Consider the following 16,080-nt stretch of genomic DNA (forward strand, 5'->3'; position numbering starts at 1 on the left):
GCTCCGGCATGGGCAGGCAAAGGGCGGCCATTGTACATATCTGCTTCCTACGCCACAAATTGCAGACGTCGGAAAAATGAAATGTTATGTCGCGGAGATGTAAGACATCGGCCTTAAATCCATGAAATCCGGATTAAAGGCCTGATCTTTTAAGCAATTAGCGGACCATCATCGAGTCTGCACGGCTTCCTGCTGAATGCTTGCAAAGGTTCGCGGCCATGGCTTTCCAGCCTGAACGCTGGCCGGCAGAGACTTGATAGCCGCCTGGGCTGACGCTCGCGTGGAGAAGCGGCCATAGGTGACCACATACAGCGGCTGCCCTTGGTGCAGCTTCTTGAAGTAGCGGTACTCACCGCCATTCTTGCTGACAAATGCCTGAGCACTGCTCTCCGAGCGGGTCCCCAGGATTTGTAAGGCGAATTGATTACCGGGTTGCGCGCCATACCACCCCGAAGCCGAAGAGGCCGCACTGGCCACCGTCGGCTTGGCTGGTGTCGCAGGGCTCGCAGTGACAGGCTTGACCGGCGCCGCCGGCTTGGGCTGCGGCTTTGGCTCGGCAGCCGCGACAGGGGCAACAGGCTTGGCAACCGGCTGAACCGGAGCGACCTGCGGCACGACTGGCGTTACAACCGGCACAACAGGCTGCACCGGCGGCAAGGCAGCGCCACTGTCACCTGCGCCTTCATCCAGCTCCGCCATGCCCGAGGCCTGCGCCAACGGCTCACGAATGACCGGCTGCGCCTGACCAACCAGCGGCAAAGGCAAGGGCTGACTGGAGCCTGAAAACTCGATAGCAGTACCAGATGCCTGCCCAGCAGACCCCGGAACAGCAGCAACAGGCGGCGATGCTGGCGGCAGCTCCTGCACCTGGGGCGGGGCATCCTGCACGGAAGTATCCTTGCGCCCCTGCATCAACCAGGCAGCACCCAAGCCCAAGATGACCACAGCCACGGCAAGTAAATGCTTCTTCGGCAAGCCAATTGCACCATTTTGGCGCTTGCCAGAATTCTTGTGCACCAACATGGAATCGATCAACGCATCACGTGCAGCCTGGTTAATCCCGCCAGGCCAGCCGCCTGCAGCCTCATGGATGTCCGCAACTTGATCATCCGAGAACAATTCGATCCCCTGCCCTGCACCATTAAGGCGCTGAGCCAGATACTCACGCGTCTCATCCTCGCTATAAGGCAACAGCTCAATGGCGTGAAACCGCTCTTCGCCATCAGCCAGCAATTCCAGGCGCGGCAACAATGCTGTCTCGGCAAACAGGAAGACGTGCGGCCGAGCATCAGCCGTACCCGCAGCCAAGGCGAACAAGCCATCAAGCGCGGCATCAGCCAGCGCCTCGGCATCATCGACCAGCAGATAGACTTCCTGCCCTGTCAGCGCCAACTGCCCGACATGAGCAAGGATGCTTCGCGCATCAACTTGCTGAATCCCAAGCCCCTGAGCCACTTGACGCATGACCCCGGCGACATCCCCGGCGCTACGCGCCGAAATGACCACACTATGCACGGACTGCTTGTTGGTACTCGCCACCAGAGCCTGACGCAACAAGGTCTTGCCACTACCCTCCGGCCCCGTCACAACCAGCAAAAGCTGGCTATAGCGCGCCAAATGGTGCAACTGACCGAGAACCGGTTTGCGCTGGGCCGGAAAGAAACGGAAGCCGGGCACACGCGCAGCGAAGGGATCGTGACTGAACTGGTAGTGGCCGAGGTAGGCCTCGTCGGCATGCAAACTGGTCATGGAGCTCTCGTTATGATTCAAGTCTGGCCACAAGGGCGCGGTAATCGGCATTCAGGGTCGCATCGAGTACTTCACGGGGGAATTCGTCGGTAACAATGGCCTCCCCCATTCGACGCAACAGCACCAGGCGTAAACGACCGTCGAGCACTTTCTTGTCTACGGCCATGTGTTCGAGGAAATTCTCTTGGCTCATTTCTTCAGGAGGAATCACTGGCAAACCGGCCTGAATCAACAAGCGCAAGCCACGATCACGCTCTTGTGCCGTGATCCAACCCAATCGAGTAGACATCTCAAGCGCCATGGCCGTTCCCGCACCTACGGCTTCACCATGCAACCAGACGCCATAGCCCATGTGCGTTTCGATGGCATGCCCGAAGGTATGACCAAGATTGAGCGTGGCGCGTAGCCCCGACTCGCGCTCATCAACACCAACCACACGAGCCTTGGCAGCGCAGGAGCGCTCGATCGCCTGAGCCAGCAGTGGCATATCCAGCCCGCGCAACGCGACCATGTTCTGTTCGAGCCAACCCAGGAAGGGCTCGTCGCAAATCAGGCCATACTTGATGACTTCCGCCAGCCCAGCCGACAACTCGCGAGCCGGCAATGTGTTCAGTACGGAGGTATCAATCACCACCGCCTTGGGCTGGTAGAACGCCCCCACCATGTTTTTGCCCAGCGGATGGTTGATGCCCGTCTTGCCACCCACCGACGAGTCGACCTGTGATAGCAGGGTGGTTGGAACCTGAATAAAGTCCACGCCGCGCTGGTAGCAGGCCGCGGCAAAACCCGCCATATCCCCCACCACACCACCACCTAGTGCAACAACCGTGGTACGGCGGTCATGCCGGGCACTGAGCATTCCGTCGAAGATCAGCTGCAGAGTTTCCCAATTCTTGAAGGACTCACCATCCGGCAACACGACCGAAGTGATCTCACAGCCCGACAAGCTGGCAATCAGTGAATCAAGATAGAGAGGAGCGACTGTTTCGTTCGTGACGATAGCGACCTGCCGACCGGCAAGGTGCCTCTTGAACAGCTCCGCCTGAGCGAGCAGACCTGCACCGATATAAATGGGATAACTACGCTCGCCTAGATTGACAGTGAGAGTCTGCATGAAGCCCCCGAGATGAAAGGGCACTAGGATAGCGCAGTTATGCAACCGCTTTAACGCGAAGAAAGCGCCTCAAGACGCTCGATGATTTCCTGTACGACCATTCGAGGCGGCCGCTCATCCGTCTCGATGATGACATCAGCGATTTCGCGGTAAAGCGGATCACGTATTTCCATAAGGCCAGCCAGCACCTTGCCAGGCTCAGCGTTACGTAGAAGAGGACGATTTCGATCACGAGAGGTTCGATCCAACTGCTGCTCGACCGAGGCATGCAAATAGACCACACGACCACCCGCACTGAGCGCCTTGCGATTCTCCTCCCGCAGCACCACGCCACCGCCCGTAGCAATCACAACGCCATTCAAGCGACTTAGGTCAGCTACGACAGCTTGTTCGCGCTCACGAAATCCTTGCTCGCCCTCTACATCGAAGATCCAAGGGATATCGGCACCGGTACGCTGCTCAATCTCCTTGTCAGAGTCCTTGAACTGCAACCTCAATTCTTTGGCCAGCAGACGCCCGATGGTGCTTTTGCCAGCCCCCATCGGGCCAACCAGAATCAAATTGCTCACAGTCTCAACGACTCACAGCAATAGCCTGGTTGTTCATGATCCGCGGCGTGAGGAACACCAACAGCTCGCTCTTCGAGTCCTGAACCACATCGCGGCGGAAGATCCGCCCCAAGTAAGGCAGGTCCCCCAGGAAAGGCACCTTGTCAACGGCCTTGGACTGAACGTTGGAGAAGACTCCGCCCAACACGATGGTCTCACCGTCATTGACCAGAACCTTGGCATTCACTTCGTTGGTCAAGATCGAGGGGACACCACGAACCTGACGCTCGAAGTTAGGCTCATCCTTATTGACCTTAACCTCCATGATGATTCGGTTATCTGGAGTGATCTGTGGTGTCACCTCAAGAGACAGTACCGCTTCAACAAAACCCGTTGTCGTTGCACCACTGGAGCTTGCTTCTTCGTATGGAATCTTCGAGCCCTTGAGAATACGCGCCGATTCTTTATCAGATGTCACTACTTTGGGCTGGGAAATAACCTCGCCGTTACCGGTTTTTTCCATGGCAGACAATTGCAGATCCAGCATGACGTTATCGGTGAGAAATCCGATACCGATGCCGGATGTGCTATTAACAACACCCATGTCTACAAAAGGCACTGGTGCAACACCGGTTTCAGCCTCCCAAGTACCTACTGTACTGGTGCCTGGCAAATAGAGCTGTCCTTCATCCACAGTGCGCGCACCATCTTTTCCGTACCCCATCCAGCGCCCATTGCTACTGGAAAAATTACCGCCCCAGCGAACACCTAGACTCTTGTCATAGCCAACAGTCGCCTCAACGATCCGAGCCTCGATCATGACCTGCCGGACCGGAATATCGAGCTGAGCAACAATACGGCGCAGCTCATCAATATTGTCTTGCGTCTGATAAGCGATGATGCTGTTAGTCCGATCATCGACTGTCACAGAGCCGCGGCCAGCTTTTTCACCCTCTTCCAACCCGGAAACCGACTGGAATAACGCAGCAATATCCGCAGCCTTGGCATAGTTAACCTGAATCAGTTCACGCCGCAGAGGTGCCAATTCGGCAATCTGGTTCTTGGCCTCAAGCTCCTGACGTTCACGTGCAGCAATTTCGTCTGCAGGCGCGATCAGCAGGACATTACCCACCTTGCGCTTATCCAACCCACGCGTCTTCAGCACCAGATCCAGCGCCTGATCCCACGGAACGTTTTGCAAGCGCAAAGTAATGTTGCCTTGCACCGTATCACTTGCAACCAAGTTGAGATCCGTGAAATCCGCAATCAACTGGAGTACCGAGCGTACATCAATGTCCTGGAAGTTCAGCGAGAGCTTTTCACCTGTGTAGGCGAAGCGTTCACCTTTTCTCTTTTCAACATCATCTTGCGTCAACGGCTTCACACTGATCGTCAGTTTGTTATCCGTTTGAAAAGCGAGGTAGTCATAGAAACCAGTAGGCTGAATGACAACACTGACCTTATCGGCACTCGCAGACGAATTCACAAACTGAACAGGTGTTGCGAAGTCCTTCACATCCAGACTTACACGCAAGGCCTCTGGCAATTGGGTCTTGGCAAAATCCAATCGGATCTTGCCGCCAATCTCCTGAATATCAGGACTGATTGCCGAGTCCGAAAGCTCAATAACGACATTGCCCTCGCCCTGCTCGCCACGCTGGAAGTCGATATTCTTGATCGCACGCGCTGCAATGGGGGCTACAGGTTTGGGTTGCGCAACCACCGGCTGTGAACTTGGCTGCGCAGATCCCGCCTCGCCGACCACCACATAAACATTATTGCCATCAGCACGCGTACTGTAGGGCACCAACGTCGTGAGGTTTACAATCAAACGCGTGCGATCCTTGGCCTCAACTACCGTAACGCTTCGTGCATTACCTACACCCAGCTCGCGGTTCTTGGAGCCCAACTGATTGGTGACTCCCGGCAGATCCAGGGCAATTCGTGCAGGCTGCTCGATGGTATATCCGCGGGGAGCGCCAACAGGCTCGTCAAATACCAGCTTGAGCTCGACCTTGTCGCCCGGTAATGAAGCCACATCGATATTTTTCAGGTTCGCCGCCAATAGGGACGGCGCGAACATGGCGACAAACAGCGAGACACTAAGACGCGACAAAGAGCTATTCATCAGCCTGTTCCATTTAGCAGATCTGTAGTTATTGTTCATGCCTGACCCCATCATTAGGAGCGCTCCTTAAGAGTGAGACTGCGGGGACGCTCAAGCCAGCCGCCCTCACCATCAGGAACGATTTCGACCACATCGACTTTCGCTTCATCGATTGAAGTGATCCGCCCATGATTGCGCCCCAAGTAGTCACCAACCTTGACCCGATGTACGCCACCGGCACCTCGAACCAACGCATAATTGATGCCTTGATTACCCAATACGCCAACCATTTCGAAAGTTTCGATATTGAAACCCTCTAGAAATTGCCGAACGCGGGATTCATCAGGCTTCACGTCTTTCGAGCCCTTTTGCTGGCTGGCCAGGTCTATCTTAACCGGTGGCTGAAAAGGGCTGCGCAGAGCCGCTGCACTGTATGTAAAAGCCTCATAAGGCTGAAACTTAGGCAAAGGTTCAATTGACCCCTTTGGACGCGCCCGTTCCTGATCCATAAAAGACTGCAAATCCGAAAAATCATCACCACCGACACAGCCGACCAATGTGAGAGTGGTCGCCACAATAGAAAACCATCGGGCTATCGTCATTTCTTCAAGCCCTCATCGTTGTAGCGGTATGTCTTGGCCAAAACATTCATACGCAACTTCGACATATTTCCATTTTCGGCTGGCTTTATATCAAAATCATGCAATGTAACGATTCGGGGAAGACTTGCTACACCGCTAACGAATGTCGCCAAATCATGATAGGAACCCACAACTGCTATCTGAATAGGCAGCTCTATATAAAATTGCTGTGCAACCTCAGGTTTGAGTTTGATCTCTTCGAACTCTAAACCACTACCCAAACCAGTACGTGTAATATCTTCTAGTAAGCCAGGCACTTCAGTATCACTTGGTAGTTGTCGCAGCAACGTACCAAAAGACTCTTCCATTTCCTTCATCTGGGTCTTATATGCATCCAGATTGGCCGCCTGAAAAGCCTTAGCGGAAAACTGCTCCTTCAGGGTTACCTCTTCAGCCTGACGCCCTTCAAGAAGACCCTGGAGGTCTTTCAGGTAGAAGTTGTATCCAAGCACCAGCATCAGCACCAACAAGAGGGCGCATGCAATCGCCTTAACGGCAACAGGCCAGGCACCAAGATTATTCACATCGAGCTCAGAAAGCTCTACCTTGCGCAAGGCCTCTAGAGAGTCAGCAAAGCTCATTAGTTCTTACTCCCTACTTTTTCTGGAGCCTTTCCAGCAGCGCTACCAGACGTGGTAGTCGGACTATCTCCACCATCAGCGCCTGGCTGAGTTTGCTGAACGGTCAACAGGAATACGTTGGCCTGATCCACAGCGCCTGCAGTGATCGCTTTAACCTCAGTCAAATTGGGAGCAGTAAGCCAGTCGGAGGATTCCAAGTTACGCATCAGGTTGGAAACCCGATTATTAGACTCGGCCGCACCGGCAATCGAAATTGTCTTACCGACCATTTTCAATTCGGAGAAATAAACACCGTCCGGTAGCGTACGAACCAACTGATCGAATACACGGCCGATGATCGGGCGATTACCCTGCAAGTCCTGAATGATTTTCATCCGTTCAAGCAGCTGCTGGCGTCGAGTACGCAACTCACTGATTTCCTTGATGCGCGCATCAAGAACAGCAATTTCCTTACGTACGAAATCGTTACGCGCATCCTGCTGCTCAATAGCCCTATCAAAATACTGCCCAGCCAAGAAGATTAGGCCGGCAGATATGATCAGAACGCCACCCAATGCGACCAGAAAGCGCTGCTTACGCTCTTCGCGAAGTTGTTCGCGCCACGGGAGAAGGTTGATCCGTGCCATCAGTCGAAACTCCTCATCGCCAGGCCACAGGCAATCATCAACGCCGGCGCATCGCTCGCGAGCGCCCCGGCATTCACCTTGCTACCCAGCGCCATATCGGCGAACGGATTGGCGACCTGAGTTGGAGTACCGATTTTCTGCTGGATCAGACGATCGAGATCAGGAATGGATGCCGTACCTCCTGCAAGAAGGATGTAGTCGACATCATTGAACTGCCCTGCGGCAAAGAAGAATTGCAACGAGCGTGAGACCTGCTGAACCACAGCATCTTTAAAAGGCTGCAGCACTTCACTCTCGTAGTCATCCGGTAGCCCACCCTGCTTCTTGGCAAGGCCTGCCTCCTCCACGGACAACCCGTAACGACGCTGAATCTCCTCGGTCAGTTGGCGCCCACCGAACATCTGCTCACGGGTATAGATCGTGCGACCGTTGTTCAGCACACTCAATGTGGTCATCGTTGCCCCGATATCGACAACCGCCACCGTCAATTCATCGTGTCCGCTACCCAATTGGGCAGCCAACAGTCCGTATGCGCGCTCCAGAGCATAGGCCTCGACATCGACGACCTTGGCTGTCAGCCCTGCCAAAGCAAGAGCCGCCTCACGGACCTCGACGTTTTCCTTACGGCATGCAGCCAGAAGCACCTCTACACGCTCGGAGTTGCGCGCAGACACGCCCTGCACTTCGAAATCGATAGCGACTTCTTCCAACGGGTAAGGAATGTACTGATCTGCCTCGATTTTAAGCTGGGTCTCCAGCTCGTCATCGTTAAGGCCGGACTCCATTTCGATCGTTTTGGTAATGACCGCGGAACCCGCCACCGCCACTGCAACGGAGCGGATACCGGTCTTGGCCTTGGCGAGCACACGAGAAAGTGCCTGCCCCACCCCCTCCATCTCGGCGATGTTCTTTTCAACAACAGCATTAGGTGGGAGCGGCTCGACAGCGTAGGCCTCTACTTTGTAGCGGCTTCCTGAGCGACTCAATTCGAGGAGCTTGACCGAGGTCGAACTGATGTCGATCCCCAGAAGCGTATTCGCTTTCTTATTGAAGAGCCCTAGCACGACCGATTTCCTATCTGCATCCGAGACTTACGGACTATTTATGTTTTTCCACATTAAATAACAGTCTTGACAGAAGCGCAAATGGCTACCTGGCAAAAAAACCGCTTATAATGTGAACAGTTTTTCCCTTTTCACTAAGCACAACGCTTAACTCTTTCTTTTATCTGGAAATCCAAGAATCCCAATGCGTCTGCTGAAGTTCTTCTGGTGGTCATGCGTCGCCGCTTTTTGCGGGCTAATCCTCAGTTTCAGCGGGGCTTTTCTCTATCTGAGTCCCGGCCTCCCCTCCGTTGACTCACTGCGCAGCATCCAACTGCAGATCCCGCTGCGGGTCTACAGCAGCGACGACAAGCTGATCGCCGAGTTTGGCGAAATGCGACGCTCTCCCATTCGCTTCGATGACATCCCACCAGACTTCATTCGCGCACTTCTGGCCGCTGAAGACGATAACTTCGCCAACCATTATGGCGTCGACTTTAGCAGCCTAATGCGCGCTGCCACTCAGTTATTGTCGAGCGGCCATATTCAGTCCGGCGGCAGCACGATCACCATGCAGGTAGCAAAGAACTTCTTTCTTACTAATGAACGAAGCTTCTCACGCAAAATCAGCGAAATCCTTCTTGCCCTGCAGATCGAACGAGAACTCAGCAAAAACGAAATCCTCGAGCTCTACGTCAACAAGATCTACCTCGGCAACCGCGCCTATGGTATCGATGCTGCCGCACAGATTTATTACGGCAAGTCGATTCGCGACACCAGCCTCGCCCAGATGGCCATGATCGCCGGACTACCCAAAGCCCCCTCTCGCTTCAACCCTCTGGTCAACCCGGAACGCAGCAAGCAGCGTCGCGACTGGATCCTCGGGCGCATGCTCAAGCTCGGCGCAATCAATCAGGAACGCTACGAAGCCGCCCTGGCCGAACCCGTTGACGCACACTACCACGTGCAGCCACCGGAGCTTAACGCACCTTATATTGCAGAAATGGCACGCGCAGAGATGGTCGGCCGATATGGTAGCGATGCCTATACAGAAGGCTTCCGCGTCACCACCACGGTGCCAGCACAACTGCAGCAGGCCGCCAACCAGGCCTTGCACAACGGCCTGATCAGCTACGACCAGCGCCACGGCTATCGAGGCCCGGAAACACGCCTAGCCGGCCAGACGCGAGAAGCCTGGCTCACAGAACTGAGCAAATTCCGCCCCCAGGGCGGCCTTGAGCCTGCCATCGTCAGCCAGGTCGAGAAAAGCGGCATCATGGTCATATTGCGCAATGGCGAAGAGCTTCCCGTCGCCTGGGACAGCATGAAATGGGCACGCCCTTTCCTGAACACCAACAGCATGGGTCCCCGGCCGCAACAACCCGCCGACGTAGTAAAGATTGGCGACCTGATTCGCGTCGAGCGCGAAGCTGAAAACAACAACCTGCTGTTCCGCCAGACCCCGGCCGCCCAAAGCGCCCTGGTCTCGCTTGACCCACAAACCGGCGCCATTCGCGCCCTGGTCGGCGGCTTCTCCTTCGAGCAAAGCAACTACAACCGCGCTGTACAGGCCAAACGCCAGCCCGGCTCCAGCTTCAAACCTTTCATCTATAGCGCAGCGCTCGACAGCGGATTCACTGCAGCAAGCCTGGTCAACGATGCCCCCATCGTGTTTCAGGAAGCAGGCATGGAAGAAGCCTGGCGACCGAAGAACGATACCAACACCTTTCTCGGCCCGATCCGCCTGCGCGAAGCCCTGTACAAATCACGCAACCTGGTTTCGATCCGTCTGCTACAGACCATCGGCATTGACTACACCCTCAACTATGTCAGCCGTTTCGGATTCAACCGCCAGGACCTGCCCCGCAACCTGTCGCTCGCACTCGGCACCGCCAACCTGACGCCACTGGAAATCGCCAACGGCTGGACAGCTTTCGCCAACGGCGGCTACAAGGTCCAGCCGTATCTGATCGAGCGAATCGACAGTCGGGACGGCACCGCCCTGTTCAACGCCAACCCAGCCCGCACCGCAGTCAGCGCCGCCAACCTGGAAGAACAGAACGCGATGCTGCTGGCGCAAGATCCCGCCGCCAACGTGGTGAAGCCGGTTATCGGCGAGCAGATCATCGATGAACGTACAGCCTACATTCTCACCAGCATGCTGCAGGATGTGATCAAGCGCGGTACGGGTCGTCGCGCACTGAGCATGGGGCGCGGCGACATCGCAGGAAAGACCGGCACCACCAACGAATCCAAGGACAGTTGGTTCTCCGGCTACAACGCCGACTACGTCACCACGGTCTGGTCCGGGTTCGACCAGCCCGTCAGCCTGGGCCGGCATGAGTACGGGGGCACCGTCGCCCTGCCCATCTGGATCGATTACATGAGCGCCGCCCTGAAAGGCAAACCGGAACATGCGCCAAGCGAACCATCCGGCCTCCTGACCCTGCGCATCGACCCGGTCAGCGGCCGTGCCGCATCCCCAGGCGCACCAGACGCCTACTTCGAGCTGTTCAAGAGTGAAGATTCGCCACCGCCCATGAGCGAACTGGACGGCATGAGCATTCCTGGCAGCCCGCTTCCGGCAGACGAATCCGCGCCAATCGACCTGTTCTGACGGTACACATGTCGCCCAATAAAAAGCCCCGCACTGGCGGGGCTTTTTATTGGCTGGAGATCAGCGGCCGAACACGTCATCCACGGACTGCAGCGGATAATGCGCCGGGTACGGCAGCGTCGCCACACCACTCTCGATGGCAGCCTTGGCCACGGCATCGGAGATCAACGTAATAAGGCGGGCATCCATCGGCTTCGGAATGATGTACTCACGCCCGAATGCCAGAGAGATACCACCGTAGGCATCACAGACTTCCTGCGGCACCGGCAGCTTGGCCAGGTCACGCAGCGCCAGTGCGGCGGCAATCTTCATTTCTTCGTTGATGCGGGTAGCGCGAACGTCCAGCGCGCCGCGGAAAATGAAGGGGAAGCCCAGCACGTTGTTGACCTGGTTCGGGTAGTCGGAACGACCGGTGGCCATGATCACGTCGTTACGCGTGGCATGGGCCAGCTCCGGCTTGATTTCCGGGTCAGGGTTGGAGCAAGCGAAGACGATCGGATTCACCGCCATGCGCTTGAGGTCTTCCGGGTCGAGCAAGTTGGCGCCCGACAGGCCGACAAACACATCCGCACCATCCAGCGCATCAGACAGGGTGCGCTTCTCGGTCTCGTGAGCGAACACCGACTTGTACTGGTTCAGGTCGTCACGACCGGCGTGGATAACGCCCTTGCGGTCGATCATGAAGATGTTCTCGACCTTGGCACCCATGCTCACCAGCAGCTTCATGCAGGAGATGGCAGCAGCACCGGCACCCAGGCACACGATCTTCGCTTCCGGCAGGGTCTTGCCGGCGATTTCCAGAGCATTGAGCATGCCGGCAGCGGTAACGATGGCGGTACCGTGCTGATCATCATGGAACACCGGAATATCGCACTGCTCGATCAGCGCACGCTCGATCTCGAAGCACTCGGGCGCCTTGATGTCTTCCAGATTGATGCCACCAAAGGTGATGGAAATACGCTTGACGGTATCGATGAAAGCCTGCGGGCTCTCTGCATCGACTTCGATGTCGAATACGTCGACACCGGCAAAGCGCTTGAACAGGACACCCTTGCCCTCCATCACCGGCTTGGAGGCCAGCGGCCCCAGGTCACCCAGACCGAGAATCGCGGTGCCATCGGAAATTACCGCCACCAGGTTGCCTTTGCCGGTGTAGCGATACGCCAACTCGGCATCACGCGCAATCTCACGCACCGGCTCAGCCACACCCGGGCTGTACGCCAGGGCCAGATCACGAGCAGTGGCGGTGGGCTTGGTCAGTTCGACGCTCAGTTTCCCTGGACGCGGGTGAGCGTGGTACTCGAGAGCGGCTGTTTTAAGGTCAGACATGAGGGCTATTCCCGCTGTTGCTGTGAAACGCAGGGACCGGAGCATACGCAAGATGGCAGACGCTCACAAGATCAGGCCGGGCCAGGCTGCAGGGACAAATCAGCGCACGATTTGCAGGCACTTGCAGGATATGACCGACAAGCAGAACCAGGGTCACGCTTCAGACGAAAAACGGATTGCAGTCCTACCGCTAAGGCCACCAGGTCAATGCGAAAAACTCAGCGCACAACCTCGATCATCGCAGGATGCGTCAACGGTAACAGCCAACGCGCCTGCCCCGGTTTCAGACCGCCTCGTCGCGCCCGATCGATCAGCCAGCCGCGCACCTCGATACGCCGGCCAACCAATACCTGCAGATCCTCGATGACAAAGTAGCGCAGCCGTTTTGGCTCGATCCGCAGTACCACACCATCCTGCAGATCCAGCCAGAGACCGCCCGCATTACGCTCGACATGAGTGACTCGTCCCTGCAGCAGGGTAAACCCGCTCGCCCTGATGGCTGAAGGGGCCAGCACTGGCGAACGCTTCCACACCCCCAGCCCGGCCTGACGGGCCTGGCTCTCCGCCTCACGCTGGCAGTCGACCAGGCCACTGTCGGGCGCGAAGGCCACCTGATAGGCCAGCCCCTCAGCAAGCAACTGCGCCTCAAGGTTCTGCCCCTTGGCGTCATAGGTATGCGCCAGGGTGCGACCATAGTGATCACGCGTGGGCTGACCCAGGCGCAGGCCGATCTGGCCATTCGAGGCATTGACCAATGCGTGCAAACGCTTATAAGCCGACTCGGCGAAAGCCTCCGCCGGGCGCCCATTGCGCGCACGCTCCGGCGCATTCACCCCGATCAGGCGCACGCTGCGCCCATCAACCAGGCGCAGGGTATCGCCATCCACCACCCGCGCGACCTTGACCGGCGGTAGCGGACCAGGCGCAGGACAGAACGCCTGCACCGAAAAAGCAGAGAAGCCGAAAACGAAAAAGGCGCCCACAAGGGACGCCTTTTTCATCAACGCGGAATACCCCACAGGGCCTTCCTGAACAGCTCGTCGGCTTACTTGGAACCGAACACGCCGAAACGCTGGTTGAAACGATCGATACGGCCGCCGGTATCCAGCACTTTCTGCTTGCCGGTGTAGAACGGGTGGCACTCGGAGCACACGTCCAGGCTCAGCGGCTTGCCCAGGGTGGAGCGGGTCTTGATCACGTTACCGCAGCTGCAGGTAGCAGTGATTTCTTCGTACTGGGGATGGATATCGGCTTTCATCGCACTTTCCTCGGTTGGTGTGCCGCCACCAGGCGTTTTGCCGGGTACCGCACGGAAATAGGCCGTGGATCATACCAGAGCACGGCGACCTTGCAAGTCAACCCTGAATATCGGCGACGTGCGGCCATGCTAGCATCGCCGCCTCGACGTGGAGTATTTCGTGCCCGACCCGATCTTGCGCCTTGCCCTGCCCTCCCCCCTGCGCCGTCTGTTCGACTACCGGGCGCCTGCCGGCGTGCCGCACAGCGCCCTGCAGCCGGGCATGCGCCTGCGCGTGCCATTTGGCCGCCGGGAAATGGTTGGCGTGCTGATCGAACTGGTCGAGCACAGCGAAGTCCCCGCCGACAAACTCAAACCCGCCCTGGAATTGCTCGACCGCGCCTCGCCGCTGCCCGCGCCACTGTTCAAGCTATGCCTATGGACCGCCCAGTACTATCAGCACAGCCTCGGCGACACCCTGAGCTGGGCGCTGCCGGTGTTGCTGCGCCAGGGCGAACCGGCAGAGGCGCGACAGGAGCGTTTCTGGTCGATCGCCGCCGATGCCAGCCTCGACGACCCGCGCGTGGCCCGCGCCCCGCGCCAGCGCGAGGCGCTGCGCACGCTCGCCCAACACCCTCATGGCGTGCCGCATACGCTGCTGAGCAAGTTGCAACTGAACAAGGACAGCCTTGATCTGCTGCTGGAGAAGCATCTGGTACAGGTGGAGATCCGCCGCAGCGCAGCGCCGCAGCGCCACGGCAGTTGGCTGGCACAGCCGGAGCTGCCACTGAACGCCGAGCAGCGCGCCGCCTTCAATGCCGTGCAATCGGGCATGGACAGCTTCAACGCCTCGCTGCTGTACGGCGTAACCGGCAGCGGCAAGACCGAGGTCTACCTGCAACTGATCCACCACTGCCTGGAGGCCGGCAAGCAGGCCCTGGTGCTGATCCCCGAGATCAACCTGGGGCCGCAGACCCTGGAGCGCTTCGCCCGGCGCTTCAACGCGCGCATCGCCCTGCTGCATTCCGGGGTCAACGATCGCGAGCGCCTCGACGCCTGGCTGGCCGCGCGTGACGGCGATGCCGATATCATCATCGGTACCCGCTCGGCGCTGTTCACCCCGCTGAAGAACCCGGGGCTGATCATCATCGACGAGGAACATGACGCCTCCTATAAACAGCAGGAAGGCCTGCGCTACCACGCCCGCGACCTGGCGCTGGTGCGCGCCCGCCAGGAGAACCTGCCGATCGTCCTCGGCTCGGCCACGCCCTCGCTGGAAAGCCTGCACAACGCCCACGCCGGCCGTTACGCCCTGCTCAAGCTGACCCAGCGCGCCGGTGGTGCGCAGCAACCGCGCTTCCTGCGCCTGGACGTGAAGAGCCGCCCGCTCGACTCCGGGATATCCGGGCCGCTGCAACAGGCCATCGGCCAGACCCTGGAAGCCGGCCAGCAGGTGCTGGTATTCCTCAACCGCCGCGGCTTCGCCCCGACCCTGCTGTGTCACGACTGCGGCTGGATCAGCCAGTGCCAGCGCTGCGACGCCCGCATGACCTTGCACCAGCGCTCCGGCGAACTGCGCTGCCACCACTGCGGCCATGTCGAGCGCCCGCCGCGGCAATGCCCGGACTGCGCCAAGGTCGACTTGCGCCCGGTCGGCGCCGGCACCGAGCGCGCCGAAGAGCGCCTGGGCATTCTCTTTCCCCAGTTCCCGGTGTTGCGCGTCGACCGCGACAGCACCTCGCGCAAGGGCGCCATGGACAAGCTGTTCGCCACCATCCAGCGCGGCGAGCCGTGCATCCTGGTCGGCACGCAGATGCTCGCCAAAGGCCACCATTTTCCGCGCGTGACCCTGGTAGCGATCCTCGATGCCGACGGCGGCCTGTTTTCCGCCGACTTCCGCGCCAGCGAGCGCATGGCCCAGCTGATCGTTCAGGTCGCCGGCCGTGCCGGACGGGCGGAAGAGCCGGGCAAGGTCATCATCCAGACTCATCTCGCCGATCACCCGCTGCTGGTCCAGCTCACTGAACAGGGCTACCCGGCCTTCGCCGAGCAGGCCCTGAGCGAACGGCGCGGCGTAGGCCTGCCGCCCTTCTCCCACCTCGCGCTGCTGCGCGCCGAGGCGCACAAACCGGGGCAAGCCGAAGGCTTCCTCGACGACGCCTGCACTTACGCCGAACACCTGCTGCGCGACCTGCGCCTGAGCGGCATCGAGCTGCTCGGCCCAGTGCCTGCCCCCATGGAGCGCCGCGCCGGACGCCACCGCGCACAACTGCTCCTGCAGGCCAGCAGCCGTGCGCCGCTGCACAAGCTGCTCACCCACTGGCTGCCGGTCATCGAGGCGATGCCCGGCGGCCGTGCCGTGCGCTGGTCGCTGGATGTCGACCCCATCGATCTGTTTTGAGCGCATTGCGCGCGGCTAATCGGCCACAGCGGTTGGCAAGGCCGGAACGGCCACGGATAATGCCCAGTTTTCGACCCGCCACGGCCG

General features: G+C 58.5%; 13 protein-coding genes. 2 read left to right on the top strand and 11 right to left on the bottom strand.

All coding sequences use genetic code 11. The features are described from left to right. Positions 1-168 precede the first annotated feature (168 nt). The 8 genes from ACWPW0_RS20365 to ACWPW0_RS20400 are packed head-to-tail and all read right to left on the bottom strand — an operon-like array spanning position 169 to position 8,430. Positions 169-1,749, bottom strand: a complete 1,581-nt coding sequence (locus tag ACWPW0_RS20365; protein ID WP_454256362.1) for an AAA family ATPase — start codon at positions 1,747-1,749, stop codon at positions 169-171. 10 nt (positions 1,750-1,759) lie between these two features. Further along, positions 1,760-2,863 (bottom strand): 3-dehydroquinate synthase, encoded by a 1,104-nt coding sequence (gene aroB, locus ACWPW0_RS20370; RefSeq protein WP_454256363.1) that lies wholly within the window; start codon positions 2,861-2,863, stop codon positions 1,760-1,762. A 50-nt stretch (positions 2,864-2,913) separates the two neighbouring features. Continuing rightward, on the bottom strand, positions 2,914-3,432 hold the full coding sequence (gene aroK, locus ACWPW0_RS20375) for a shikimate kinase AroK (protein ID WP_447594545.1): 519 nt from the start codon (positions 3,430-3,432) through the stop codon (positions 2,914-2,916). 4 nt (positions 3,433-3,436) lie between these two features. After that, entirely contained in the window at positions 3,437-5,539 is a 2,103-nt protein-coding gene (pilQ, locus tag ACWPW0_RS20380; protein WP_454256779.1) for a type IV pilus secretin PilQ, read from the bottom strand. A gap of 53 nt (positions 5,540-5,592) precedes the next feature. Next, positions 5,593-6,093, bottom strand: coding sequence for a type 4a pilus biogenesis lipoprotein PilP (pilP, locus tag ACWPW0_RS20385; protein WP_454256364.1), 501 nt, complete (start codon positions 6,091-6,093; stop codon positions 5,593-5,595). 23 nt (positions 6,094-6,116) lie between these two features. Further along, entirely contained in the window at positions 6,117-6,740 is a 624-nt protein-coding gene (pilO, locus tag ACWPW0_RS20390) for a type 4a pilus biogenesis protein PilO (RefSeq protein ID WP_454256365.1), read from the bottom strand. Then, complete coding sequence (pilN, locus tag ACWPW0_RS20395) at positions 6,740-7,366, bottom strand: type 4a pilus biogenesis protein PilN (protein WP_454256366.1); 627 nt, start codon at positions 7,364-7,366, stop codon at positions 6,740-6,742. The genes pilO and pilN overlap by 1 nt, the downstream gene beginning before the upstream one ends. Beyond that, positions 7,366-8,430, bottom strand: coding sequence for a pilus assembly protein PilM (locus tag ACWPW0_RS20400; RefSeq protein WP_447594553.1), 1,065 nt, complete (start codon positions 8,428-8,430; stop codon positions 7,366-7,368). The genes pilN and ACWPW0_RS20400 overlap by 1 nt, the downstream gene beginning before the upstream one ends. A gap of 184 nt (positions 8,431-8,614) precedes the next feature. Between ACWPW0_RS20400 and ACWPW0_RS20405 the strand changes: the two genes are divergently transcribed. Continuing rightward, positions 8,615-11,026 (top strand): penicillin-binding protein 1A, encoded by a 2,412-nt coding sequence (locus tag ACWPW0_RS20405; protein ID WP_447594555.1) that lies wholly within the window; start codon positions 8,615-8,617, stop codon positions 11,024-11,026. Between the two features lie 60 nt (positions 11,027-11,086). Here the strand turns inward: ACWPW0_RS20405 and ACWPW0_RS20410 are convergent, their stop codons facing one another. The 3 genes from ACWPW0_RS20410 to rpmE all read right to left on the bottom strand — a co-directional run bounded on the left by ACWPW0_RS20410 (position 11,087) and on the right by rpmE (position 13,613). Further along, positions 11,087-12,355: a malic enzyme-like NAD(P)-binding protein gene (locus ACWPW0_RS20410; RefSeq protein WP_447594556.1), complete on the bottom strand. Its 1,269-nt coding sequence runs from the start codon at positions 12,353-12,355 to the stop codon at positions 11,087-11,089. Between the two features lie 218 nt (positions 12,356-12,573). Beyond that, positions 12,574-13,356 (bottom strand): thermonuclease family protein, encoded by a 783-nt coding sequence (locus tag ACWPW0_RS20415; protein ID WP_454256367.1) that lies wholly within the window; start codon positions 13,354-13,356, stop codon positions 12,574-12,576. Between the two features lie 44 nt (positions 13,357-13,400). Further along, on the bottom strand, positions 13,401-13,613 hold the full coding sequence (gene rpmE / locus ACWPW0_RS20420) for a 50S ribosomal protein L31 (RefSeq protein ID WP_447594560.1): 213 nt from the start codon (positions 13,611-13,613) through the stop codon (positions 13,401-13,403). Between the two features lie 160 nt (positions 13,614-13,773). Between rpmE and ACWPW0_RS20425 the strand changes: the two genes are divergently transcribed. After that, positions 13,774-15,993: a primosomal protein N' gene (locus tag ACWPW0_RS20425; RefSeq protein WP_454256368.1), complete on the top strand. Its 2,220-nt coding sequence runs from the start codon at positions 13,774-13,776 to the stop codon at positions 15,991-15,993. Positions 15,994-16,080 lie beyond the last annotated feature (87 nt).

This window comes from Pseudomonas sp. Marseille-Q8238, assembly GCF_965111915.1.